This window comes from Allobosea sp. NPDC055353 (assembly GCF_053644975.1).
The window spans coordinates 1,475,841-1,498,610 of record NZ_JBSHMC010000001.1; the positions used below are offsets into that span (position 1 = coordinate 1,475,841).

Consider the following 22,770-nt stretch of genomic DNA (forward strand, 5'->3'; position numbering starts at 1 on the left):
ATGAGCGCGGCACGCGTCCATCTCTTCGACACGACGCTGCGCGACGGCGCCCAGACCACGGGCGTCGACTTCTCGCTCGACGACAAGCGTGCGGTAGCAAGCCTGCTCGACCGGCTCGGCGTCGATTATGTCGAGGGCGGCTATCCCGGCGCCAATCCGCTCGATACCGCCTTCTTCGAGCAGAAGGCGACGAAACAGGCGAAATTCGCCGCCTTCGGCATGACCAAGCGGGCAGGGCGCTCGGCCGCCAATGATCCCGGCATCGCGGCGCTGCTGGCGGCGAAGGCCGACGCCATCGTCTTCGTCGCCAAGGCCTGGGATTACCACGTCCATGTCGCACTCGAGATTTCGCTGGAAGAGAACCTCGCCGGGATCCGCGAGAGCGTCGAGGCCGCCAAGGCCGCCGGGCGCGAGGTGATGCTCGATTGCGAGCATTTCTTCGATGGCTACAAGGCCAATCCCGACTATGCGCTCGCCTGCGCCCGCACGGCTTACGAGGCCGGCGCGCGCTGGGTCGTGCTCTGCGACACCAATGGCGGCACGCTGCCGGACGAGGTCGGCGCGATCGTGCGCGAAGTCGCGAAAATCGTGCCGGGGGACCATCTCGGCATCCACGCCCATGATGATTGTGGCTGTGCCGTCGCCAATTCGCTGGCTGCCGTCGAGGCCGGTGCGCGTCAGATCCAGGGCACGCTGAACGGGCTCGGCGAGCGCTGCGGCAATGCCAATCTCGTCACGCTGATCGGCGCGCTCAAGCTCAAGGAGCGCTATCGCGACCGTTTCGAACTCGGCGTCAGCGAAGCTCAGCTCAGCGAATTGACCCATGTCTCGCGGGCGCTCGACGAGATGCTGAACCGCGCGCCGAACCGCCATGCGCCCTTCGTCGGCGCCTCGGCTTTTGCCACCAAGGCAGGCATTCATGCTTCGGCCGTGCTCAAGGACCCGCGCACCTACGAGCATGTCGCGCCCGAGGCGACCGGCAATACCCGCAAGGTCTTGATCTCCGACCAGGGCGGCAAGTCGAACCTCGTCGCCGAATTGGAGCGCATCGGCGTCACGCTCGGCCGCGACGACCCGCGCCTCAACCGGGTGCTGCAGGAAGTCAAGGACAAGGAGGCGCAGGGCTATGCCTTCGAGGGAGCCGACGCCTCGTTCTTCCTGCTGGTGAAGCGCATTCTCGGCGAAGTGCCGGAATATTTCGCGGTCGAGCGCTTCGCCGTGAATGTCGAGCGCCGCCACAATGCGCTGGGCGAACTCGTCACCTTCTCCGAGGCGATCGTGAAGGTGAAGGTCGGGGACGAGGTGTTGATCTCGGCGGCGGAGGGCGATGCCGGCCCGGTCAACGCGCTCGACATCGCGCTGCGCAAGGATCTCGGCCGCTACCAGTCGCTGATCGGGGGCTTGCGGCTGGTCGACTACAAGGTCCGCATCTTCCAGGGCGGCACCGATGCCGTGACGCGCGTGCTGATCGAGTCGGGCGACGAGACCGGCGAGCGCTGGACGACGGTCGGCGTCAGCGCCAATATCATCGACGCCTCGTTCCAGGCGCTGGTCGACTCGATCACCTACAAGCTGGTGAAGGCCGGCGCGACGGCTTGACGCTTTCTTCCTTCTCCCCTCGGGGGAGAAGGTGGCAGCGCAAAGCGCTGACGGATGAGGGCCGTCGGCGCTATCCTTCCCTCATCCGTCTGCTTCGCAGACACCTTCTCCCCCGAGGGGAGAAGGAAGAAAGCCTCACTCCGTCAGCCGGATCACGCGGTCCCTGCACAGGTCCATATCGGCGTCGCTCTCGGCTTCGTCGTCGAACTTCGCCTGCACCGTATAGGAGCAGCCCTGCGGCTTGTTGAGCTTGAGCGCGATGCTCTTGCCGGGCGCCAGCGGCTTGGCGAGCTTGGCGACGAGACGCGGCTGATCGCCGGGCGTCGCGATCGCGAAGTTACTGAGCGGCACGGTGCGCTGGTTGGTGATCGTGATCTGCGGATGCGGCCGGGAGCCCTGTGCGGCGGCAGGCAGGGCGAGGAGGATGGCGGCGAGGCCAATCCCGGAGGCGACAAGCTGTTGAGCCTTCATGGTGTTTCCTTCCCCGATGGCAGGCGTCGAGCGCCCCGATCGGGATCAGATACCCGGGATAGGGCGCTGGCAAGGCAGCTTTCGGGCAGCCTGCCGCATGTCCCGGGCGCAACGACATTCCCATGCAAAGGCGCGCGATTGCGTCTATACGGGCGCTCTAACTGGAATCGTTTGAAAATGTCCGCGCCGTCTGCGCCGCCCCCGGCGCCGAGCTTTCATCGCTCTGCCGTGATCCAGCCCGGGTCGGGTTTCTTCGCCACCTTCCGTGCGCTCTGGCCCTATCTGTGGCCGGCGGAGCGCGCCGATCTGCGCGGCCGCGTCGTCGCGGCCTTCGCGCTGATGGTGGCCGGCCGGCTGGTGCTGATGGGCGTGCCCTTCACCTTCAAATGGGTGACGGACGCACTGGCCGGCTCCTATTCCAATCTCGAAAAATGGCTGCCCTGGCTGGTCGGCGCGCCGCTGGCGCTGACGATCCTCTATGGCCTCGCTCGCGTCGGCGCCGCGGCCTTCGTGCAGTTGCGCGATGCGATCTTCGCGCCGGTCTTCATGCATGCGGTGCGCACGCTGGCATTGCAGACCTTCGGCCATCTTCACCACCTCTCGTTGCGCTTCCATCTGGAGCGCAAGACCGGGGGACTGACCCGCGTGCTGGAGCGCGGCCGCAACGGCATCGAGGAGATGGTGCGCCTCGGCCTCAATCAGCTCGTGCCGGTGATCATCGAGGTTTCGTTGATCATCGCTGTGCTGCTCTACCTGTTCGACTGGCGCTATGTCGCCGTGCTGGTCGCGATGGTCACCGCCTACATGACCTACACCATCAAGGCGACCGAGTGGCGCATCGCCATCCGCATGGCGATGAACGAGTCGGATACCGACGCCAATGCCAAGGCGATCGACTCGCTGCTCAACTACGAGACGGTGAAGTATTTCGGCGCCGAGGCCCGCGAGACCGCCCGCTACGACCAGTCGATGGCGCGCTACGAGCGTAACTCGATCAAGTCCTACACCTCGCTCGCCTGGCTGAATTTCGGCCAGGCCGCGATCTTCGCGGTGGGGCTGACGCTCTCGATGGTGATGGCGGTGCGCGGCTTCCAGGCCGGCACCAACACGGTCGGCGATCTCATCCTGATCAACGCCATGCTGATCCAGCTCTATATTCCGCTGAATTTCATGGGTACCGTCTATCGCGAGATCAAGCAGGCGACGCTCGACATCGCCCAGATGTTCTCGCTGATCGGCCGCGACCCCGAGATCCAGGACAAGCCCGGTGCGCGGCCGCTCGCGGTCCCGGCCGGAGAGGTCGCCTTCGAGGACGTACATTTCGCCTATGTGCCGGAGCGGCCGATCCTGCGCGGTGTTTCGTTCAAGGTGCTGCCGGGGCAGACGATCGCTATCGTCGGCCCGTCCGGCGCCGGCAAGTCGACGATTTCGCGCCTGCTCTTCCGCTTCTACGAACCGCAGGCGGGCCGCATCCTGATAGACGGCCAGCCGATTGCAGACGTGCAGCAGGTCAGCCTGCGCGCCGCGATCGGCATGGTTCCCCAGGATACCGTGCTGTTCAACGACACGATCGAGTACAACATCCTCTATGGCCGCCCCGAGGCGTCGATGGAGGAGGTCGCGGAGGCTGCGCGCCTCGCCCAGATCGACCGCTTCATCCGCACCCTGCCTGAGGGCTACGCGACCTCCGTGGGCGAACGCGGACTGAAGCTCTCGGGCGGCGAGAAGCAGCGCGTCGCCATCGCCCGCACCATCCTCAAGGGGCCGCCGGTGCTCGTCCTCGACGAGGCGACCTCGGCGCTCGATTCCTTCACCGAGAAGGAGATCCAGGATGCGCTCGACCGGGTCAGCGAAGGCCGCACCACGCTGGTCATCGCGCATCGGCTCTCCACCGTGGTCAATGCCGATGAGATCATCGTGCTCGACAAGGGACAGATCGTCGAGCGCGGCCATCACCGCGACCTGCTCGCGGCCAACGGCGTCTATGCCGCGATGTGGAACCGCCAGCGCGAGGTCGACGAGGCCAAGGCCACGCTCCAGCGCGCCACCGAGGCCGAAGGCGAGAGCGTGCGGGTGACGCTGACATAGGGCATCGGCCGTACTCCGTCATGCTCGCCCTTGTGGCGAGCATCCACGCCTTGAACACCGCTCTTCATGAATGAAGACGTGGATGGTCGGGACAAGCCCGACCATGACGGCAAGGGCAGTCTGCATTCAGCGGGTTTGAAACCCCTCGCAACTGCGGTCCGTTTCCTGCATGTTGCCCCGGCAGGGTGAAGCTGGGGGCTGCCATGTTCGATCCAACCACATTCGTGGGTTTCCACACCTGGCTGAGCCTGGTCGCGATCGTGGCCGGGTTTCCGGTAACGACGGGGCTCCTCCACGGACACACCCGGCCGGGCTGGACCGGAATCTTCCTCTCCACCGCCTTCGCCACGAGCGCGACCGGCTTCGGCTTCCCGTTCAATGGCGTGTTGCCCTCCCACATTGTCGGGGCGATCCACATCGTGCTCGTCGCGATCGCGGGCTACGCGCTCTATGGACGACGGCTGGAAGGCGGCTGGCGCCGCATCTATGCGATCATGGCCGTGCTCTCCTTCTATCTGCTGATCTTCGTGCTCGTCGCGCAGCTCTTTGGAAAGGTCCCGGCCCTGCATGCCCTGGCGCCGACGCAATCCGAGCCGCCCTTTGCCATTGCCCAGGGGATCGTCCTCGTCGTCTTCGCGCTGCTGACCTGGAAGGTGGCGGTGCGCTTCGTTCAGGTCCCGCACCGCGCGGCTTGACCGGCGCGGCCGCCACATCGCGCGCCGCCCGTCGACGTCGGCCGGGGGCTTTCCCTTCGCAGCGGAACCTCCTAAATCAGCGCAACGCTTGCTGCCGGCACCCGGCGGCAGCCATGCCATTCCCGTGCGCCCGGCGCCGGCAGCCCAACGGAACCCGCTTCATGTCCCTCGTCGATTCCGTCCGCAAGGTGATCGTGCCCATCCACAAGGAGGGCTATGTCTTCATCGCGATCGGCCTCGTGGCGACGATCATCCTCGCCAATCTCTGGTCGCCCTTCGGCTGGATCGGCGCGATCCTCACGATCTGGATCTGCTACTTCTTCCGCGACCCCGTCCGTGTCACGCCGCAACGCGAGGGACTGGTGATCTCGCCGGCCGACGGCCGCATCAGCCAGATCGCGCAGGCTCTGCCGCCGCCGGAGCTCGAGCTGCCGGCCGAGCCGATGACGCGCATCTCGATCTTCATGAATGTCTTCGATTGCCACGTGAACCGCGCGCCGGTGCCCGGCCGCATCGCCAAGATCGCCTATACGCCCGGTCTCTTCCTCAATGCCGAGCTCGACAAGGCGAGCGACGACAACGAGCGCAACGCGCTGGCGATCGAGACCAAGGCCGGCATCGTCGGCGTCGTCCAGATCGCCGGGCTGATTGCCCGCCGCATCGTGCCTTTCGTCAAGGAAGGCGATGTGCTGGGCACCGGCGAGCGCTTCGGCCTGATCCGTTTCGGTTCGCGCGTCGACGTCTACCTGCCGACCCATGTCGTGCCGCTGGTCGGCGAGGGCCAGACCGCGATCGCCGGCGAGACCGTGCTCGCCGACATGACCGGCAACGAGCTGGTCACGCGCAGCTTCCGCGACATCTGAGGGGGCGATCGAGGGGCAGGGTCATCCCGTGCGCGCTGCGGCATGCGAATGCCGCTGCGCAGACACGGGGCCGTCCCCCGAAAGGGGGCGCCCCCCGAACGCTGCCGAGAAGAACTCACTCTCCTGATGACGGTCCCGCATCTGCGCAGCGGCACTTCGCGCCGCAGCGCGTGCGGGATGACGCTTGGCTGAGCCTAGCCTGCGCCCCCAAAACCGCGTATTCCGGCTGACATGAGCGACCTGTTTCCTCCCTTCGAGCCCGAGCGCGTCGAGTCCAAGCGCGCCCGCTTCAAGCCGATTCCCTTCCGGCTGCTGGCGCCGAACGTCATCACGCTGCTGGCGCTCTGCCTCGGCCTCACCGCAATGCGCCTCATCGTCGAGGGCAAGCTGGAGACGGCGACGATCTGCATCCTGATCGCAGCGGCGCTGGACGGCATAGACGGTCGCCTGGCGCGCCTCCTCAAGGGCACCTCGCGCTTCGGCGCCGAGCTCGATTCGCTCTCCGATTTCGTCAATTTCGGCGTCGCCACCGGCTATGTCCTGTGGATCTTCGTCCTGCACGACCTGAAATCCTTCGGCTGGATCATCGTGCTGACGCTGGCCTGCGCCATGGCGCTCAGGCTCGCGCGCTTCAACGTGATGATCGACGATCCCGATCGCCCGGACTGGCAGAAGGACTTCTTCGTCGGCATGCCGGCTCCGGCCGGCGCGATCACCGCGATGCTGCCGGTCTATCTCCACATCATCGGTGTGCCCGTGCAGGAATACGGCGCGCTCCCCGTCGGCATCTACATCCTGTTCATCGCCTTCCTGACGATCTCGCGGATTCCCTGCTATGCCGGCAAGACGCTCGGCACGCGCGTGCCGCGCACCCAGGTGCTGCCGATCTTCGTCGCGGTGGTGATCGTTGCAGGGCTGCTCTTCGCCTACACCTTCGAGGTTCTGACGGTGGTCGTCATCGCCTATCTCGCGCTGATTCCGGTCAGCGTGGTGCGTTACCGCAAGCTGGAACGGGCGCATGCCCTGCCCACTCCGGTGGCGGAAACCGCCTCCGATAGCCAGGCCTGACCGTCTGAATACAGGTCGGTTTAGCGGCGATATCCGCTGAGCCGGGCCGCGTTGGCGCGGGTGCGTCGCGCGAAAGGCTCCAGCGTGCTGTCGGCAACCTTGACCGCGGCCGTCGTCAGATCGAACTGCCCGGGCGGGTGGAGGGCAAGGCCCCACCAGAACGCGGTTGTCGCCTGCATGGCGGCAAGGCTGCTCTCGAACACGGCCGAGGCCTTCTCCATCACAGCCTTGGTGGCTTCGCGCTGACCGTGGCTGTCGCCGAAGACGCCTTTCATCAGCAACGGCATCCGCATGGCGATGGTCAGGCCGGCATCCGCCTGCATGTTCATCAGGCGCGCGGCGAGAACCTGCGCCTCCGCCCCGGTCGCAAGGGCGGAGCCCGTCGATTTGCGCGATCTCGGCATGGTGGACTCCGGTAAGCCGACGAAACCAGGAGACGTCACGCCGAGGGGATAGGAGTGTGCCGTCAACAGCCGCGCTTGGCAATGCCTGGTATACCAGAGCCGCCGACCGTGACCGCATGGAACCGGCGCGCGACGCCCGAAACGCGGAAGGCGATGATCCGCCCGATGCCGGCGCGGATGGATTTATCGCCCTGCCGAAATGCTCTAAGGCTTGATCCGCGCCGAAATCCTGCGGCCCCGGAATCCTGTCGAGCAGCCTGTTGAGCCTTTTCTCCACTCCCAAACATCCCGGCTGGCGGCCGATGCTGGTTCTCGCGTCGGCGTCGCCGCGCCGCCTCGCGCTGCTGGAGCAGGCGGGGCTGAAGCCGGACGCGTTGCTTCCCGCCGATCTCGATGAGACTCCGCTGAAGGGCGAGCGTCCGCGCGATCTCGCCCGCCGTCTCGCTCGCGAGAAGGCGCAGGCTGCGCGTGAGGGCGCCAAGGCCCGCGCCGATCTCGAAGGCTGCTACATCCTCGCCGCCGACACGGTCGTCGCGGTCGGGCGGCGCATCCTGCCGAAGGCCGAGATCGTCGACGAGGCAGCGGCCTGCCTGCGCCTGCTCTCGGGCCGTGCGCATCGCGTCTATACCGGCGTCGCGCTGGTGACGCCCTCGGGCACGGTCCGCGACCGCATCGTCGAGACGCGGCTGCGCTTCAAGCGGCTCTCCAGCGAGGATATCGAGACCTACCTCGCCTCGGGCGAATGGCGCGGCAAGGCCGGCGGCTATGCCGTCCAGGGCATAGCGGGTTCCTTCGTCGTCAAGCTCGTCGGCTCCTATACCGGCGTCGTCGGGCTGCCGCTCTACGAGACGGTCAACCTTCTCGGCGGCGAGGGTTTCCCCATCCGCTTCGGCTGGATGAACGCAGCCTGATACGGCGCCGATGCGGGTTGCCGGATCACGTCTCGCGGCCGATCCTGCCGCCGGGAAACGCGTTGCGCTGGAAAGCGCCGACAAGGGGGAAGCGGAGATGACGGGACGTCTGAGTGGCAAGGTCGCGATCGTGGCCGGGGCCGGATCGATCGGGCCGGGCTGGGGCAACGGCAAGGCGACGGCGACGACCTTTGCCCGCGAGGGCGCGAAGGTCGTCTGCGCCGATATCAATCGTGACGCGGCCGAGGAGACGGCCGGCATCATCCGCAACGAGGGCGGCGAGGCCTTCGCCATGCAGGCGGACGTGACCAAAGCCGAGCAGGTCGCCGAACTCGTCGCCCATGCGCTCGGCCGCTATGGCCGGATCGATATCCTCGACAACAATGTCGGCATCGCCGAGGTCGGCAGCGTGGTCGATCTCGCGGAGGAAGTCTGGGAGCGCGTCTTCAGGGTCAACCTCACCGGCCCCTTTCTGGCGATGAAGCACGTCATCCCGGTGATGCAGCGCCAGTTCGAGGAGACGGGCGAGGGCGGCTCGATCATCAACATCTCGTCGATCGCCTCGATCCGCCACACTGGCGTCCCCTATGCCAGCTATTCGGCCACCAAGGCGGCGCTGAACCAGCTCACCCGCACGACGGCGGCGCAATACGCTCCGCAGAAGATTCGCGTGAACGCGATCCTGCCCGGCCTGATGAAGACGCCGATGGTCGAGCATTCCGCCGGCCTTGCCGCCGTCTACGGCAAGGGCGATGTCGAGGCGATGTGGGCGGCGCGCGCCGCGCAGGTGCCGATGGGACATATGGGCGAGGCCTGGGACGTGGCCAATGCCGCGCTCTTCCTCGCCAGCGACGAGGCGCGCTATGTCACCGGCATCGAACTCGTCGTCGATGGAGGAATCACGCTCAAATATGACTGACACCGAAAACGCCCCGCCGGCCGCAAAGCCCTGTCCGATCTGCGGCAAGCCGGCGGTCGCGCGCTTCAAGCCGTTCTGCTCGTCGCGCTGCGCCGATATCGACCTCGGCCGCTGGCTCAAGGGCAGCTATGTGATCCCCGGCGAGCCCGTCGACGAGGCGGAAGAGGGCGCCCCGCAGCAGCGCGAGCGAGAGGACTGAGTTCTTCCGCCGCGGCTCATGGGGGTCGTCATCCTGCGTGGGGATGGTAGCCTCACCCATCCGGCTCCGGAGCGGTTCGACAGATGAGCAGCGGCCCTGAACCTCATATCGTCATTGTCGGCGCCGGCTTCGGCGGGCTGGAGGCGGCACGCAATCTCGCCGGCGCTCCGGTCAGGATCACGCTGATCGACCAGCGCAACCATCATCTGTTCCAGCCGCTGCTCTATCAGGTCGCGACCGCCTCGCTGCCGACCTCGGAGATCGCCTGGCCGATCCGTTTCCTGCTGCGCGGCCACAAGAACGTCACGACCCTGCTCGGCACGGTCAACGGTGTCGACAAAGGCGGGAAGCAGGTGCTGCTCGAGGGCGGGCAGTCGATCGCCTTCGACACGCTGATCCTCGCGACCGGCGCGCGCCATTCCTATTTCGGCCATGACGAGTGGGAGCCCTATGCGCCGGGCGTGAAGACGCTGGAGGACGCGACCCGCATCCGGCGGCGCATCCTCTCGGCCTTCGAGCAGGCGGAATGGGAGACAGACGCCGAGCGGAGGGCCGAATGGCTGACCTTCGTCATCATCGGGGCAGGACCGACCGGCGTGGAGCTCGCCGGTACCATCGCCGAGCTGGCGCATGACACACTACGCGGCGATTTCCGCAATTTCGATACGCGCAGCGCCCGTGTGATCCTGGTCGAAGCCGGCCCGCGCATCTTGGCGGGCTTCACCGAGGACCTTTCGGCCTATGCCGAACAGGCGCTGAACCGCCTCGGCGTCGAGGTCAGGCTCGGCCAGCCGGTCTCCGAATGCCGCGCCGACGGCATCATGCTCGGCGGGGCGTTTCTGCCGGCCCGGACCATTCTCTGGGCTGCCGGGGTCGCAGCCTCGCCGGCGGCGGAATGGCTGGAAGCGCCGGCCGACCGGGCGGGCCGCATCCGCGTCGAGCCCGATCTGACGGCCCCCGGCGAGCCCGACATCTTCGTGATCGGCGATACCGCCTTCGTTGCGGGCGCCGACGGCAAGCCCGTGCCCGGTATCGCTCCGGCAGCCAAGCAGCAAGGCCGTTATGTCGCTGGCCTCATCAAGGCGCGGCTGCGGGGCAAGCCGGCTCCGCCCCCCTTCGGTTACAGAAACGCGGGCAATCTCGCGACGATCGGCAAGCGGGCGGCCATCGTCGATTTCGGCTGGATCAAGCTGCGCGGGCGCCTGGCCTGGTGGATCTGGGGCATCGCCCACATCTTCTTCCTGATCGGCCTGCGCAACCGGCTCGCCGTCGCGCTCAACTGGCTGTGGATCTATGTCAGCGGGCACCGCAGCGCCCGGCTCATCACGCAGCGCGAGCCAGCGGCCAGCCAGGAAGCGCAGTGACGCATCACGCGCGTCGTCTCAAGCTACCGCTGTCTTTGTGGAGCCGACCGCATGGCGGAAGAATGGTGCCCAGGGACGGAGTCGAACCGCCGACACTGCGATTTTCAGTCGCATGCTCTACCAACTGAGCTACCTGGGCGAACCGGGAGCGGCGCAGGGCCGTCCGTGTTGGTGGGGGCGATATAGAGGCAGGCGCTCGGCCTGTCCAGTCACTTCAGCCGGCTTTCTTCATCGCAGCCCCAACTGGCTTCCGGCTTGTGGATCGGATGGCAGCAATCCGGTGCCGCAGCGATGGCGGAGGCGGTTCAGGAGGGCGTCGCCGCCTCCCGGGATTCGCTGCGGCCGAGCACCGCGGCGAGGTCATTGATGGCGGCAAGCGCCGCGCGCCGGGCCTGCTCCGTTTCGCCGATCGCGGCATGGCCGTAGAGCGACCTGGCGAAGCCGATGACGTCGTTCATCACCTGGAACGAGGCCTCATGCAGCTCTCGCGATTCGCGCAGCATGTGGTGGAGATGCGCGATATGGCATTCCGCGCTGTCTTGCAGGGCCTTGGCGTTGAGGACGCCCGCCTTCAGAACGTCGGCACGCAACGTTTCGATGTCGTGTGCCAGCAGGTCCTTGATCCAGTCAGCCATCGCTCCTCCATCGAAGGGGTTGCGCCGGTCAGCCAGGGTTAGACTACCATCGAAGCCGGCAGGTGGCAGCGTGAAGCCTGCCGTTTGGTTAGCCGCTCCTTTCCGCCGGAGATCGTGGACTCCGGGCTGGCTCGGGCGACCGTGTGTGGCCGGTCAGTTTTCTGAATCCTGGGCGATCGGCGTTTCGGCGGGGCGGAAATGCTTGCCGTTGATGACGCGGACCAAGGTCCGAACGAGGGCGGCGACGACGATGACCAGCGGCAACGCGATCACGGCGTTGCCATCCAACGCGAGCCAGATCGCGAGGCCGCAGCTTACGACGATCCCGAGGACGAGCAGGAGCTTCATCCGGACAAGCATGATCCCAATGCGGGAATCGGACAAGTTTTGCCCGCAAACGAGTTTCATCACCGGCTTCGATCGGCAAACCGACGCGGCGTTCGGAACCTGCGCAGAGGCGTGAGTCCGGTTGTCAGACAACTGATAACATGACAATGCTGCGCTCAGCAGGAAACCGCCATGCAGCTCTCATCCATCGGGTCCAGGCCCAATCTCGCGAGCGATGCCGCCACCGCGCTGGCGACGTCGATCCGCTCGGGCGCCTTGCAGCCCGGCGCGCGTCTGCCGTCCGAGACCGAGCTCGCCCGCCAGCTCGGCGTCAGCCGGCCGGTGGTGCGCGAGGCCATCGCCTATCTGAAGGCCGACGGCATCGTCGAAACCCGCCGGGGGCTCGGGCTCTTCGTCAATCAGCAGGACTCCCTACGCTTGCGGCGGGCCGAGATCGCGGCCTCCGAACAGTCGATCCTGCAGTTCCTGGAATTCCGCCTCGGGCTCGAAGTCGAGGCGGCGCAACTGGCCTCGCTGCGCCACACGCAGGAGGATCTTGTGCGCATCGAAGCGGCCGAGATCGCGCTGAACGCTGCCGACGATGCGGGGGAGGACAGCTCCGCGCATGACCTGGCGCTCCATCTCGCCATTGCCACGGCCGCGCATAACCCGCTCTTCCTGACCGTGCTCCAGTTCGTCTCGAGCCCGCTGCTCAACTCGATCCGCAGCATGCGCGACAAGGATCGCGGCGAGGAGTCCAACATCGCGATCCGGCGCGCCGATCACGCAGCCATCCTCGACCGCATCCGCGCCAGGGACCCGGCCGGGGCCGGCGAGGCGATGCGCAAGCATATCGGCGAATCCTATCGCCGTTACGCCGCCCAGCTCGCCGCGGGCGGCCCGATACCGCCCCACCCGGCGCTCCAGACCAAGCCGACATAGGACGCTCGTCGTGACCTCACCTTTCGATCTTTCGGGGCGCACCGCGCTCGTGACCGGTTCCTCGCGCGGACTCGGCCGCGCCATGGCCGAAGGGCTTGCAGCCGCGGGCGCCAGCATCATCCTCAACGGTGCCGATGCCAGGCGTCTCTCCGAGGCGGTCGCGGCAATGAACGCGGCCGGCCATAAGGTGCGCGGCCTCAACTTCGATGTGACCGACGAGCAGGCTGTGGTGGCGGCCTTCGCGGCGCTCGATGCCGAAGGTGTCGCGGTCGACATTCTCGTCAACAATGCCGGCATCCAGTTCCGCAAACCGATGCTGGAGCTGGAGACGGCCGACTGGCGCCGCGTGCTCGACACCAACCTGACCAGCGCCTTCATCGTCGGTCGCGAGGCCGCTCGCCGCATGGCGAAGCGCGGCCATGGCAAGGTCATCAATATCGGTTCGCTGACCAGCGAGCTCGCCCGCGCCACGGTCGCGCCCTACACGGTGGCCAAGGGCGGCATCAAGATGCTGACCAAGGCCATGGCGGCCGAATGGGGCGAACTCGGCATCCAGGCCAATGCGATCGGCCCCGGTTACATGATCACCGACATGAACCAGGCGCTGATCGAGAACCCGAGCTTCGATGCCTGGGTGAAGGGTCGCACCCCGGCGCGCCGCTGGGGCCGCCCGGACGAGCTCGCCGGTACCTGCGTCTACCTGGCGTCCTCGGCGTCCGACTATGTCAGCGGCCAGATCATCTATGTCGACGGCGGCATGATCTCGGTGCTGTGAGCCCACGATAACCAAAAAGCGGCGAGGGGGCTTTGCACCTGCTCGCGACAGATTGAACAGGACGGAACGCCATGAAGATCACCGCCATCGAAACCCTGTGCGCCGAGGAATTCGGCAATGTGCTCTGGGTCCGCGTCCATACCGATTCCGGCCATGTCGGGCTGGGCGAGACCTTCTATGGCGCCCGCTCGGTCGAGGCGCATATCCACGACACGCTGGCCGGCCGCCTGCTCGGCAAGAACCCGCTGCATATCGAGGCGCTGCATCGCGAGATGACAAACCTGCCGATGGCGCAATCCTCGACGGGGGCGGAATCGCGCGCGACCTCGGCGATCGACATCGCGCTCTGGGACCATTTCGGCAAGGTCTGCGGCCAGCCGGTGCATCAGATGCTCGGAGGGCTCTGCCGCGACAAGCAGCGCATCTATAACACCTGCGCCGGCACCCGCTATGTCCGCTCCAGCAACATCAAGCCGGTCTCGAACTGGAGCCTGGGCGACGAGGCCAGCCCCTATGAGGACCTCGACGGCTTCATGAACCGCGCCGATGTCCTGGCCGAAAGCCTGCTGGAGCAGGGCATCACCGCGATGAAGATCTGGCCCTTCGATCCCGCCGCGATCGAGAACCACGGCCTCCACATCACCGCCGAGCAGATGAAGAAAGCCGTCGAGCCCTTTGAAAAGATTCGCAAGGCGGTCGGCGACAAGATGGAGATCATGGTTGAGTTCCACTCGCTCTGGAACCTGCCGACCGCCAAGCAGATCGCCCGCGTGCTCGAGCCCTACAAGCCGACCTGGTACGAGGACCCGATCCGGATGAATTCGCCGCAGGCGCTGGCCGAATATGCCCGCTCGACCGATGTCTGGGTCTGCGCCAGCGAGACCCTGGGTTCGCGCTGGCCCTACAAGGACATGCTGGAGCGCGACGCCGCCCATGTCGTGATGGTCGACCTGTGCTGGACCGGCGGCCTGACCGAGGGCCGCAAGATCGCGGCGCTGGCCGAGACCTGGCACCGCCCCTTCGCGCCGCATGACTGCATCGGCCCGGTCGGCTTCGTCGCGGCGGTCCACACCTCCTTCAGCCAGCCGAACACGCTGATCCAGGAATCGGTGCGCGCCTTCTATCGCGGCTGGTATCTGGAGCTGGTCACCGAGATGCCGCGGATCGAGAACGGCTATGTCTACCCGATGGAAGCGCCGGGCCTCGGCGTCGATCTGCTGCCGGCGGTCTACGAGCGCTCCGACCTGACCGTGCGCCGCTCGACGCTCTGAGAGCTGTCGCGGCTTGATCGTTGCGGCTTAGCGCCTGCGCTTGTCATTCCGGGGCGCGCCGAAGGCGCGAACCCGGAACCCACGACCGGGTGAGACCTTAGGGACCCGGTTGCAGACCGCTCACCCAGTCGTGGCTTCCGGGCTCTTCGCTGCGCGAAGCCCCGGAATGACAAGCGTGGTTCGTCGAACAAAAAGCCGCCGCCGGGATGCCGGCGGCGGCTTTCGCTTTGTGAAGCCCGGCTTACTCGGCCGGAGCCATCAGCGGCTCGTCGAGGAAATCGGGCAACTGGCCGGCGAGCGCGGCCTTGAGGCGGTTCTCGTCGAGCTCGCCTTCCCAGCGGGCCACCACGACTGTGGCGACGGCGTTGCCGATGAAGTTTGTCACGGCGCGACATTCCGACATGAAGCGGTCGATGCCGAGGATCAGCGCCATGCCGGCGACCGGGACGGCCGGGACGACCGAGAGCGTGGCGGCGAGCGTGATGAAGCCCGCGCCGGTGATGCCGGCCGCGCCCTTCGAGGACAGCATGGCGACGAGCAGCAGCAGGATCTGGTCGCCGAGCGGCAGGTGGATATCCATCGCCTGGGCGATGAACAGCGCCGCCAGCGTCATGTAGATATTGGTGCCGTCGAGATTGAAGGAATAGCCGGTCGGGATGACCAGCCCGACGACCGAGCGCTTGCAGCCGGCGGCTTCCATCTTCTCCATCAGGCTCGGCAGCGCCGCTTCCGAGGAGGAGGTGCCGATGACGAGGAGGATCTCGTCCTTGATGTAGCGGATCAGCGCCAGGATCGAGAAGCCGTTATAGCGGGCGACGGCGCCGAGCACGACCAGTACGAACACCGCCGCCGTGATGTAGAAGGTCAGGATCAGGAAGGCGAGGTTGGCGACCGAGCCGATGCCGTAGCGGCCGATGGTGAAGGCCATCGCGCCGAAGGCGCCGATCGGGGCGGCCTTCATCAGGATCGCCACCAGCTTGAAGATCGGGGTCGAGAGCGCCTGGAGGAAATCGAGCACCGGCTTGCCGCGCTCGCCGACCATCGCCAGCGACAGGCCGAACAGCACCGAGAAGAACAGCACCTGCAGGATGTCGCCCGAGGCGAAGGCGCCGACGATCGTGTCCGGGATGATGTTCTGCAGGAAGCCGACGATGCTCGTGTCATGCGCCTTGGCGGCGTAGCCCTGGACGGCCTTGGCATCGAGGCTGGCGGGATTGATATGCAGGCCGGCGCCAGGCTGGATCAGGTTGCCGATGATCAGGCCGACGATCAGCGCCAGCGTCGAGAAGCACAGGAAATAGATCATCGCCTTGCCGGCGACGCGCCCGACCTTCTTCATGTCGGTCATGCCGGCGATGCCGGTCGAGACCGTCAGGAAGATCACCGGCGCGATGATCATCTTCACCAGCTTGATGAAGGAATCGCCGAGAGGCTTGAGGGCGGCGCCCTGTTCCGGCCAGAAATGGCCGAGCAGGATGCCCGCCGCGATGGCGAACAGCACCTGCACATAGAGGTGCTGGTAGAATTTTCGGGGATGCGCCGGCTGAGCGGGCGCGATGATCGGGGTCGCCATGGTCTGCTCCTTGGGTCGGCGGTCGTGTTGGTTTTGTTCGAAACCGCTGCCCCTCTTTCGCAACCCATGTGCCAACCAACCGATTTTCAGGAAATGCAAATAAATCAATGAGTTGCGATTCATCTCGGAATCAGTTTGCGAGCCTTGCGGGCGGAATTCCGCACCCCGCCTCTTGATTTGTGCGGGATTCCGCACAACGACAGATGGATGAGCCGTTCCGGGCGCGATCCGTGGAAGAGTGCCGCGACGCTGCGCTGGCTGGTCTTCGGGCTGGTCGTCGCGGGGCTCGCGGTCGCCTCGCTTTTTACCGCCGGTGAGATCGGCCGCAGCCGCGCCATCGCCGCGACGGAGAGCCGGGCGACGGATGGCGGCACGCTGGCGCTCGCGATCCTGCGTGGCGAACTGGAGAAGCAGCGCGCGCTCCCGGTGATCCTGGCGCGTGATCCCGATGTCCGGCAGGCCCTGACCGGCGGCAGCCGCCACGGGCTCGACCTCAAGCTGGAGGCGATCGCCAAGGAAGCCCGAGCGGCGGTGATCTATCTGCTCGGCCCGGACGGCGTCGCGATCGCGGCGAGCAACTGGAACGAGCCGACGAGCTTCGTCGGCAGCGATTACAGTTTTCGCGACTACTTCAGGGGGGCCGTCGCAAACGGGGCGGCCGAGCAGTTCGCGCTCGGCACGGTCAGCCAGCGCCCTGGCCTCTATGTCACCCGGCGGATCGAGGAGGGCGGCCGCAGCCTGGGCGTCATCGTCGTCAAGGCCGAGTTCGACCGCGTCGAGGCCGATTGGCGGGCGCTCGGCGGCCAGACCTATGTCGTCGATCGGCGTGGCGTCGTGCTGCTCTCGACGGTCGAGGACTGGCGTTTCGGGGTCGAGGCGCCACTCGATCCGGCGACCGCGGCTGCGATCCGGGATTCGCTTCAGTTCGGTACCGCGCCGTTGACCTTGCTGCCCTTGCAGGAGCGCGGCGATCTCGTTCAGGGCGCCGGCGCCTTTGCCGGCCGCTATGTCCGCATCCGCCAGCCCGTCGCGACGACGGACTGGCTCCTGGAAGTGCTCCAACCCGTCGATGCGGCGATCACCGGCGGGCGGGCGCAATCGCAGGCATTGGTCGCACTCCTGTTGATGCCGGGCGCGGCGCTGGCCGGTTTCGCCCTCTATCGCCGCCAGCGCAATCTCGCCCGGCAGGAGGCCGATGCCCGTTCCAAGGCCGAGCTGGAGGACCGCGTCGCCGAGCGCACGGCCGAGCTCGCCGGTGCCAATGAACGCCTCGTCGCCGAGATGGCGAAGCGCACCCGCGCACAGGAGCGCCTCTCCAACCTCCGTGAGGAGCTGGCCAAGGCCAATCGCCTCGCGACGCTCGGCCAGATCACCGCCGGCGTCGCGCATGAGGTCAACCAGCCGCTGGCGGCCTTGCGCACCTATGCCGAGAACGCCCGCACCTTCCTCAAGCGCGCGGAGCCCGCGGATGCGGACGGCGCGCTGGTCCGGATCGTGTCGCTGACCGATCGAATCGGCTCGATCACCGAAGCGCTGCGCGGTTTCGCCCGGCGCGGCAAGGAACCACTCGCCCCCGTTCCGGTCAGTACCGTGATCGAGGGCGCATTGACGTTGCTCGAAGGCCCCTTGCGCCAGATCGGCGTGACGCCGCTGATCACCGCGCCGCCGGAGCCTCTCCTCGTTGTCGCCCGCCCGATCGAGCTGGAACAGGTGCTGGTCAATCTGTTGCGCAACGCGATCGAAGCGCTGATGGAAGGCGGGCAGGGCGGCGAGCCTGCGCTGGCGATCACGGTCAGGCCGCGCGACGACCGGGTCGAGATCGCGATCACGGATCGCGGGCCCGGCCTGTCGGAGCAGGCGCTGGCGCAGCTCTTCACCCCGTTCAGCACATCGAAACCCAAGGGGCTCGGCCTCGGGCTGGTGATCTCGCAGGACATGATCGTCTCCTTCGGCGGCACCTTGACCGCGACGAGCCAGCCGGGTGCCGGTGCGAGCTTCGTCATCACTCTCGAAAGGGCGGCGGCATGAGCGATTCCGCGGGCTCCATCGCCGCGATCGAGGTCTCCTTCGTCGACGACGATCCCGACCTGCGCGACGCCAATGTCCAGGCCCTGCGCCTTGCAGGTTTCCAGGCGGTGGCGCTGCCGTCCGGAGACGCGGCGCTGGCACGTATCGGGCCGGATTACGCGGGCATCGTCGTCACCGATATCCGCATGCCCGGCATGGACGGGATCGAACTGTTCCGGCGCCTGCGGGCGCTCGATCCCGACATCCCGGTGATCATGATCTCCGGCCATGCGGATATCGCGACCGCCGTCGGCGCGATGAGCGAGGGCGCCTATGATTTCATCGCCAAGCCCTATGCCGGCGAACGCCTCGTCGAGACGCTCCGGCGCGCGGCCGAGAAGCGCGCGCTCGTCCTCGAGAACCGGCGCCTGCGGGCGCTGGCCGAGCAGGGCGAAGAGGAGACGGCTCTGATCGGTGAGACGGCCGCAATCACGCGCCTGCGCCAGACCATCCGCGAACTCGCCGATGTTGATGTCGATGTGCTCGTGCTCGGCGAGACCGGGACCGGCAAGGAGGTCGTTGCCAGCCTTCTGCACCGGCTCGGGCGCCGCCGCGACAAGCCTTTCGTCGCGCTGAACTGCGGCGCGCTGCCCGACAGCGTCATCGAGAGTGAATTGTTCGGCTACGAGCCGGGTGCCTTTACCGGCGCGCAGAAGAAGCGGATCGGCCGGATCGAGCATTCCAGCGGCGGCACGCTCTTCCTCGACGAATTGGAGAGCATGCCGCTCTCGGCGCAGGTCAAGCTGCTGCGCGTGCTGGAGATGCGCGAGATCGCCCCGCTCGGCTCGAACGACCTGCGCCGCGTCGATCTCCGGGTGGTGGCAGCGACCAAGGCCGATCTCGGCGACCCTGCCCAGCGCCGCGATTTTCGCGAGGACCTCTTCTACCGTCTGAATGTCGTGACACTGCGCATTCCACCCCTGCGCGAGCGCCGTCGCGATATTCCGCTGCTCTTCACGCGCTTCCTGGCGCGGGCGGCGGAAAAGTATCGCCGGCCGGTGCCGGCATTGGATCGCGCGGTCGAGCGCCATCTGGTCGAGAACGACTGGCCCGGCAATGTCCGCGAGCTCGTCCATTTCGCCGAGCGTGTGGCGCTCGGCCTCTCCAGCGACCTGCCGGCGCAGTTCAGTCGCCCGGATGCGCCGGTCGCCAGCCTGCCGGATCGCCTCAATGCGATCGAGGCCAGCCTGATCCGCGAGGCGCTGGAGGCCAATCGCGGCGATGTCCGCGCGACGCTGGAGATGCTCGGCATCCCCCGCAAGACCTTCTACGACAAGCTCGCCCGCCACGGCATCGACCGGGCGGCCTATGCGATAACGGAGTGAAATGGCGACAGGGGCTGGCCGACTATTCACGGAACCACGCGGGTCATCCCGGGCTTGACCCGGGATCCATTCCGGAACGCTCCCGATTGAGGTTCAGGCATGGATCCCGGATCTCCGCTTCGCTGCGTCCGGGATGACCCGCGTTGTCCTTGAATGCCGCCAGCTAGGCGCTCATCCGAACAGCGCCTGCGGATCGGGCGTATAACGACCCAGCTTGTCGCGATCGATGGTGACGCCGAGGCCCGGCAGGTCCGGGATCGTCAGCCAGCCCTCGGCGTCCAGCGCAAAGGGTCTGGCCAGAATGCCGTCGACATAGGGGCTGCCGCCGATGAACTCGACGAGGTCGGCATCGGGGAAAGCTGAGGCCATCTGCAGATCGGCGGCGAGGCCGAGCGCCGTGTTCCAGCCATGGCCGACATATTTGATGCCGAGATCATAGGCCATCCAGGCGATGCGGCGCTGCTCGGAGATGCCGCCAACCTTGGTGACGTCGGGCTGGACGATGTCCACCGCGCCGGTCGTCAGCCAGGGAATGAAGCTCTGCCGCCGGGTCAAAACCTCGCAGCCGGCGATCGGCACGGGTGAAGAGCGGCGCAATTCGCGGTAGTCGTCGATGGCGTCGGGTCGCACCGGCTCCTCGAACCAGCCGACCTCGTAATCCGCCAGCATCTCGGCCGTGCGCTTGGCCCATTTCAGCCCGTGCGGCCAGAGTGCGTCGCTGGCGCCGGCATCGACGAAGAGCCTGGATTTCTCGCCAGCCGCCTCGCGCGCCGCGCGCACGATAGCCTCGTCGAGCTTGACGTCGAGCGCGCGGCCGAACGGCCCCCAGCCGATCTTGAAGGCGCTGAAGCCCTTGTCGCGGTAGCTCGCGACGACGTCCTTCATCGCCGCCGGCTCTTCCATCAGGAGCGAGCAATAGGGCTGCACGCGATCGCGATAGCGGCCGCCGAGAAGGCGCCCGACGCTGAGGCCGGTCGCCTGGCCGAGAATGTCCCAGAGCGCGATGTCGATGCCGCTGATCGTATGGGTCAGCGTGCCGCCGCGGCCCATCCAGAAGGTGTTCTGGTGCAGCTTCTCGCTGACGAAATCGGGCGAGAGCGCATCAGCTCCAAGGAAGAGCGGCTCCAGCACCTTGAGACCCGCCTGCACGAGCCGGCCATCGGTGAAGACGCTGCCATAGCCGGTGAGACCCTGGTCGGTATGCACCGCGATCAGAGCGTGGATCGAATCCTCCGGCCGGATCTCCGCCGACCAGCCACCCTTGGGGCTTTCGCCGAACAGGGGAGCGGCCTCGATGCGGGTGATGCGGAAGGGCGGGAGCCCCGCCGCCCGGCCGGCTGCGCGCGTCTGGATGGCCTGGTCGTTCACTTGGCGTCCCTTTCCCTGCGGCGCTTGGCGACGATGGCCTCGTAATCCATCGCGTGGTTCATGACGGTGATGTGCTCGTCGAGCGTGCGCGTGATCACCGCGATATCGCCGGCCTCGAAGGCCGCGAGCAGGTCGACATGCTCCTCGACCACGCCGGCCATCGGCTTGCCGAAGGTGGCGAGGCCGAAGATGATCGTGCATTGCGGCGCCAGCGTCTCCCACAGGTCGAAGGTGACGCTGTTGCCGCCGAGCCGACAGAGCGCGCGGTGGAAGCCGGTATCGGCAACCGCGACGCCATAGGCGCTGCCCCGCGCCGCCATCAATTCCATTTCGGCGACGGCGCGGCGCAGCTCGTCGAGATGATGGCCGCGGTTGCGACCGGCAGCGACGGCGCGAACCACCGCGCTGGCTTCGAGCGCAATGCGAGCCTCGATCAGGTCCGAGACGCGCTCGTTCGTCACCGGGCGCAGGCGGATGCCCTTGTAGGGCTCGCTGATCACGACGCCCTGGCTTTCGAGCAGGCGCAGCGCCTCGCGCACCGGCACGCGGCTGACTCCCAGCTTGCGGGCGAGATCGACCTCGACGATCCGGTCTCCCGGCAGGATCAATCCGGCGGCGGCCCCGGCAATGATTGCCTCGATCGCGTGGTCGACGAGCGTCTGCGGCTGCAGCGGCTGCCAATCGGGCGCGGCGCTTTTTGCTCGCTCCGGTGTAGCTGTTTCGTCTGCCCGCATCTGGTCGCTCGTATCCGTCATCCGGCTCTCTGCCTCTCGCTTGACAGGTCGTATGATCGTATACAATCATACGAAACGCAAGAGCGAGAAGGGGTTCGCCATGGCGTCGGAAAGCCGGATTCGTTGCGAGATCGACTTCGAATCTTCAGGGAGGCAGGCCGGCTATCTGCGGGCGCCCTTGTCGCGCAATACCTCCGGCTGGGGCGTCGTCGAAATCCCCGTCATCAGCGTGAAGAACGGCTCCGGCCCGACGATCCTGCTCACCGGTGGCGTGCATGGCGACGAATATGAGGGTCAGATCGCCGTCTCGCGCCTCGCCCGCACTCTCGATCCGGCCAAGGTGCAGGGGCGGGTGATCATGATCCCGGCGCTGAACATGCCGGCCGTGCTCAACGACACCCGGCTCTCGCCGGTCGATAACCGCGACATGAACCGCTGCTTCCCGGGCAATCCGCGCGGCACCTTTTCCGAGATGCTGGCGCATTTCGTCGACACGGTGGTGCTGCCGCTGGTCGATGTCTCCGTCGACCTTCATACCGCCGGCCATTCCGGCGACTCGGCGCTTTCGACCAATATGCACTATGTCGCCGATGCCAAGTTGCGCGAGCGCACCATGGCTGCTGCTGCAGCTTTCGGTGCGCCCTATAATGTCGTGTTCTGGGGCGTCGACGAGGGCGCCACCCTGACCTCTTCGGTCGAACGGCGTGGCATCCTCTCGCTCGGCACCGAGCTCGGCGGCTGGGGCCGCGTCAATGTCGAGGGCGTGCGCATCGCCGACCGGGCGCTGACCAATATCCTCAAGCATTTCGGCCTGATGGACGGCAAGCCCGATACGAGCCAGCGCGACGGTTCGCCCGGCACCCGCCACATGATGGTGCGCGATGCTGCCGGCTATTCCTTCGCGCCGGCTGGGGGACTGTTCGAGCCGCGCCATGTCGTCGGCGACATCTGCCGCGCCGGCGATCTCGCGGGTTACCTGCATTTCGTCGAGGATATCGACCGCGATCCGCTAGAGGTGCGCTACCGCCGCGACGGCGTGCTCTGGATGTCCGCCGGCCCGGGCCGCGTCCAGCGCGGCGATGCGGTCGCCGTGCTGATGGAGGATTACGACGCGGCGCGCGCCGCCGCCTGATCAAGCTTACGCCTGAACCACCACGTGCCTGACCATCAAT

At 66.8% G+C, this 22,770-nt stretch carries 22 protein-coding genes and 1 tRNA gene; 15 read left to right on the forward strand and 8 right to left on the reverse strand.

Features of this window, described 5'->3' with window-relative positions; translation table 11 throughout:
- The gene (gene cimA / locus ACWIEX_RS06860; RefSeq protein WP_454032342.1) at nucleotides 1-1,599 is read left to right on the forward strand and encodes a citramalate synthase; all 1,599 of its coding nucleotides are present in this window, start codon (nucleotides 1-3) and stop codon (nucleotides 1,597-1,599) included.
- Nucleotides 1,600-1,734: 135 nt separating this feature from the next.
- Here the strand turns inward: cimA and ACWIEX_RS06865 are convergent, their stop codons facing one another.
- Nucleotides 1,735-2,070, reverse strand: coding sequence for a hypothetical protein (locus tag ACWIEX_RS06865; protein WP_454032343.1), 336 nt, complete (start codon nucleotides 2,068-2,070; stop codon nucleotides 1,735-1,737).
- Between the two features lie 177 nt (nucleotides 2,071-2,247).
- Between ACWIEX_RS06865 and ACWIEX_RS06870 the strand changes: the two genes are divergently transcribed.
- From ACWIEX_RS06870 to ACWIEX_RS06885, 4 genes are all read left to right on the forward strand, one after another.
- The gene (locus ACWIEX_RS06870) at nucleotides 2,248-4,158 is read left to right on the forward strand and encodes an ABCB family ABC transporter ATP-binding protein/permease (protein ID WP_454032344.1); all 1,911 of its coding nucleotides are present in this window, start codon (nucleotides 2,248-2,250) and stop codon (nucleotides 4,156-4,158) included.
- A 203-nt stretch (nucleotides 4,159-4,361) separates the two neighbouring features.
- Entirely contained in the window at nucleotides 4,362-4,853 is a 492-nt protein-coding gene (locus ACWIEX_RS06875) for a V-type ATP synthase subunit I domain-containing protein (RefSeq protein ID WP_454032345.1), read from the forward strand.
- A gap of 113 nt (nucleotides 4,854-4,966) precedes the next feature.
- Nucleotides 4,967-5,716, forward strand: a complete 750-nt coding sequence (locus ACWIEX_RS06880) for a phosphatidylserine decarboxylase (protein ID WP_454032346.1) — start codon at nucleotides 4,967-4,969, stop codon at nucleotides 5,714-5,716.
- Nucleotides 5,717-5,947: 231 nt separating this feature from the next.
- Nucleotides 5,948-6,784 carry a CDP-alcohol phosphatidyltransferase family protein gene (locus ACWIEX_RS06885; protein WP_454032347.1) on the forward strand — a complete coding sequence of 279 codons (837 nt, stop codon included), beginning with the start codon at nucleotides 5,948-5,950 and terminating at the stop codon, nucleotides 6,782-6,784.
- Nucleotides 6,785-6,804: 20 nt separating this feature from the next.
- Here the strand turns inward: ACWIEX_RS06885 and ACWIEX_RS06890 are convergent, their stop codons facing one another.
- Nucleotides 6,805-7,188: a hypothetical protein gene (locus tag ACWIEX_RS06890; RefSeq protein WP_454032348.1), complete on the reverse strand. Its 384-nt coding sequence runs from the start codon at nucleotides 7,186-7,188 to the stop codon at nucleotides 6,805-6,807.
- 302 nt (nucleotides 7,189-7,490) lie between these two features.
- Here ACWIEX_RS06890 and ACWIEX_RS06895 point away from each other — a divergent pair, with 302 nt between their 5' ends.
- From ACWIEX_RS06895 to ACWIEX_RS06910, 4 genes are all read left to right on the forward strand, one after another.
- On the forward strand, nucleotides 7,491-8,099 hold the full coding sequence (locus ACWIEX_RS06895) for a Maf-like protein (protein ID WP_061965502.1): 609 nt from the start codon (nucleotides 7,491-7,493) through the stop codon (nucleotides 8,097-8,099).
- 97 nt (nucleotides 8,100-8,196) lie between these two features.
- Nucleotides 8,197-9,018, forward strand: a complete 822-nt coding sequence (locus ACWIEX_RS06900; RefSeq protein WP_454032349.1) for an SDR family NAD(P)-dependent oxidoreductase — start codon at nucleotides 8,197-8,199, stop codon at nucleotides 9,016-9,018.
- A complete protein-coding gene (yacG, locus tag ACWIEX_RS06905) occupies nucleotides 9,011-9,217 on the forward strand; it encodes a DNA gyrase inhibitor YacG (RefSeq protein ID WP_454032350.1) in 207 nt (68 codons plus the stop codon). Before ACWIEX_RS06900 ends, yacG begins: the two co-directional genes overlap by 8 nt.
- Nucleotides 9,218-9,300: 83 nt before the next feature.
- Nucleotides 9,301-10,581 carry an NAD(P)/FAD-dependent oxidoreductase gene (locus ACWIEX_RS06910; protein WP_454032351.1) on the forward strand — a complete coding sequence of 427 codons (1,281 nt, stop codon included), beginning with the start codon at nucleotides 9,301-9,303 and terminating at the stop codon, nucleotides 10,579-10,581.
- 63 nt (nucleotides 10,582-10,644) lie between these two features.
- Here ACWIEX_RS06910 and ACWIEX_RS06915 read toward each other — a convergent pair.
- From ACWIEX_RS06915 to ACWIEX_RS06925, 3 genes are all read right to left on the reverse strand, one after another.
- Nucleotides 10,645-10,720 (reverse strand) — tRNA-Phe (locus tag ACWIEX_RS06915).
- 166 nt (nucleotides 10,721-10,886) lie between these two features.
- Nucleotides 10,887-11,216, reverse strand: a complete 330-nt coding sequence (locus tag ACWIEX_RS06920; protein ID WP_454032352.1) for a hypothetical protein — start codon at nucleotides 11,214-11,216, stop codon at nucleotides 10,887-10,889.
- 153 nt (nucleotides 11,217-11,369) lie between these two features.
- Complete coding sequence (locus ACWIEX_RS06925; protein WP_454032353.1) at nucleotides 11,370-11,564, reverse strand: hypothetical protein; 195 nt, start codon at nucleotides 11,562-11,564, stop codon at nucleotides 11,370-11,372.
- Between the two features lie 171 nt (nucleotides 11,565-11,735).
- Between ACWIEX_RS06925 and ACWIEX_RS06930 the strand changes: the two genes are divergently transcribed.
- The 3 genes from ACWIEX_RS06930 (at nucleotide 11,736) to ACWIEX_RS06940 (ending at nucleotide 14,531) form a co-directional block, all read left to right on the forward strand.
- Complete coding sequence (locus tag ACWIEX_RS06930; RefSeq protein ID WP_454032354.1) at nucleotides 11,736-12,485, forward strand: FadR/GntR family transcriptional regulator; 750 nt, start codon at nucleotides 11,736-11,738, stop codon at nucleotides 12,483-12,485.
- A 10-nt stretch (nucleotides 12,486-12,495) separates the two neighbouring features.
- Complete coding sequence (locus ACWIEX_RS06935) at nucleotides 12,496-13,260, forward strand: SDR family oxidoreductase (protein ID WP_454032355.1); 765 nt, start codon at nucleotides 12,496-12,498, stop codon at nucleotides 13,258-13,260.
- Nucleotides 13,261-13,331: 71 nt separating this feature from the next.
- The gene (locus tag ACWIEX_RS06940; protein WP_113586100.1) at nucleotides 13,332-14,531 is read left to right on the forward strand and encodes a mandelate racemase/muconate lactonizing enzyme family protein; all 1,200 of its coding nucleotides are present in this window, start codon (nucleotides 13,332-13,334) and stop codon (nucleotides 14,529-14,531) included.
- 241 nt (nucleotides 14,532-14,772) lie between these two features.
- Here the strand turns inward: ACWIEX_RS06940 and ACWIEX_RS06945 are convergent, their stop codons facing one another.
- Nucleotides 14,773-16,104 (reverse strand): dicarboxylate/amino acid:cation symporter, encoded by a 1,332-nt coding sequence (locus ACWIEX_RS06945; RefSeq protein WP_454032356.1) that lies wholly within the window; start codon nucleotides 16,102-16,104, stop codon nucleotides 14,773-14,775.
- 207 nt (nucleotides 16,105-16,311) lie between these two features.
- On the opposite strand from ACWIEX_RS06945, the gene ACWIEX_RS06950 reads away from it, so the two are divergent.
- Both ACWIEX_RS06950 and ACWIEX_RS06955 read left to right on the forward strand, forming a co-directional pair.
- On the forward strand, nucleotides 16,312-18,132 hold the full coding sequence (locus ACWIEX_RS06950) for a sensor histidine kinase (RefSeq protein WP_454032357.1): 1,821 nt from the start codon (nucleotides 16,312-16,314) through the stop codon (nucleotides 18,130-18,132).
- Complete coding sequence (locus ACWIEX_RS06955) at nucleotides 18,129-19,496, forward strand: sigma-54-dependent transcriptional regulator (protein ID WP_454032358.1); 1,368 nt, start codon at nucleotides 18,129-18,131, stop codon at nucleotides 19,494-19,496. The genes ACWIEX_RS06950 and ACWIEX_RS06955 overlap by 4 nt, the downstream gene beginning before the upstream one ends.
- Nucleotides 19,497-19,667: 171 nt before the next feature.
- Here the strand turns inward: ACWIEX_RS06955 and ACWIEX_RS06960 are convergent, their stop codons facing one another.
- Complete coding sequence (locus tag ACWIEX_RS06960) at nucleotides 19,668-20,864, reverse strand: mandelate racemase/muconate lactonizing enzyme family protein (protein ID WP_454032359.1); 1,197 nt, start codon at nucleotides 20,862-20,864, stop codon at nucleotides 19,668-19,670.
- Complete coding sequence (locus ACWIEX_RS06965) at nucleotides 20,861-21,619, reverse strand: GntR family transcriptional regulator (protein ID WP_454032360.1); 759 nt, start codon at nucleotides 21,617-21,619, stop codon at nucleotides 20,861-20,863. The genes ACWIEX_RS06960 and ACWIEX_RS06965 overlap by 4 nt, the downstream gene beginning before the upstream one ends.
- 79 nt (nucleotides 21,620-21,698) lie before the next feature.
- Between ACWIEX_RS06965 and ACWIEX_RS06970 the strand changes: the two genes are divergently transcribed.
- The gene (locus ACWIEX_RS06970; protein WP_454032361.1) at nucleotides 21,699-22,730 is read left to right on the forward strand and encodes a succinylglutamate desuccinylase/aspartoacylase family protein; all 1,032 of its coding nucleotides are present in this window, start codon (nucleotides 21,699-21,701) and stop codon (nucleotides 22,728-22,730) included.
- Nucleotides 22,731-22,770: the final 40 nt, after the last annotated feature.

Bases quoted from the DNA above. Each gene is read 5' to 3' on its own strand.
- cimA (WP_454032342.1), top strand. From the start codon at position 1: ATGAGCGCGGCACGCGTCCATCTCTTCGACACGACGCTGCGCGACGGC.
- ACWIEX_RS06865 (WP_454032343.1), bottom strand. From the start codon at position 2,070: ATGAAGGCTCAACAGCTTGTCGCCTCCGGGATTGGCCTCGCCGCCATC.
- ACWIEX_RS06870 (WP_454032344.1), top strand. From the start codon at position 2,248: ATGTCCGCGCCGTCTGCGCCGCCCCCGGCGCCGAGCTTTCATCGCTCT.
- ACWIEX_RS06875 (WP_454032345.1), top strand. From the start codon at position 4,362: ATGTTCGATCCAACCACATTCGTGGGTTTCCACACCTGGCTGAGCCTG.
- ACWIEX_RS06880 (WP_454032346.1), top strand. From the start codon at position 4,967: ATGCCATTCCCGTGCGCCCGGCGCCGGCAGCCCAACGGAACCCGCTTC.
- ACWIEX_RS06885 (WP_454032347.1), top strand. From the start codon at position 5,948: ATGAGCGACCTGTTTCCTCCCTTCGAGCCCGAGCGCGTCGAGTCCAAG.
- ACWIEX_RS06890 (WP_454032348.1), bottom strand. From the start codon at position 7,188: ATGCCGAGATCGCGCAAATCGACGGGCTCCGCCCTTGCGACCGGGGCG.
- ACWIEX_RS06895 (WP_061965502.1), top strand. From the start codon at position 7,491: ATGCTGGTTCTCGCGTCGGCGTCGCCGCGCCGCCTCGCGCTGCTGGAG.
- ACWIEX_RS06900 (WP_454032349.1), top strand. From the start codon at position 8,197: ATGACGGGACGTCTGAGTGGCAAGGTCGCGATCGTGGCCGGGGCCGGA.
- yacG (WP_454032350.1), top strand. From the start codon at position 9,011: ATGACTGACACCGAAAACGCCCCGCCGGCCGCAAAGCCCTGTCCGATC.
- ACWIEX_RS06910 (WP_454032351.1), top strand. From the start codon at position 9,301: ATGAGCAGCGGCCCTGAACCTCATATCGTCATTGTCGGCGCCGGCTTC.
- ACWIEX_RS06920 (WP_454032352.1), bottom strand. From the start codon at position 11,216: ATGGCTGACTGGATCAAGGACCTGCTGGCACACGACATCGAAACGTTG.
- ACWIEX_RS06925 (WP_454032353.1), bottom strand. From the start codon at position 11,564: ATGAAGCTCCTGCTCGTCCTCGGGATCGTCGTAAGCTGCGGCCTCGCG.
- ACWIEX_RS06930 (WP_454032354.1), top strand. From the start codon at position 11,736: ATGCAGCTCTCATCCATCGGGTCCAGGCCCAATCTCGCGAGCGATGCC.
- ACWIEX_RS06940 (WP_113586100.1), top strand. From the start codon at position 13,332: ATGAAGATCACCGCCATCGAAACCCTGTGCGCCGAGGAATTCGGCAAT.
- ACWIEX_RS06945 (WP_454032356.1), bottom strand. From the start codon at position 16,104: ATGGCGACCCCGATCATCGCGCCCGCTCAGCCGGCGCATCCCCGAAAA.
- ACWIEX_RS06950 (WP_454032357.1), top strand. From the start codon at position 16,312: ATGAGCCGTTCCGGGCGCGATCCGTGGAAGAGTGCCGCGACGCTGCGC.
- ACWIEX_RS06955 (WP_454032358.1), top strand. From the start codon at position 18,129: ATGAGCGATTCCGCGGGCTCCATCGCCGCGATCGAGGTCTCCTTCGTC.
- ACWIEX_RS06965 (WP_454032360.1), bottom strand. From the start codon at position 21,619: ATGACGGATACGAGCGACCAGATGCGGGCAGACGAAACAGCTACACCG.
- ACWIEX_RS06970 (WP_454032361.1), top strand. From the start codon at position 21,699: ATGGCGTCGGAAAGCCGGATTCGTTGCGAGATCGACTTCGAATCTTCA.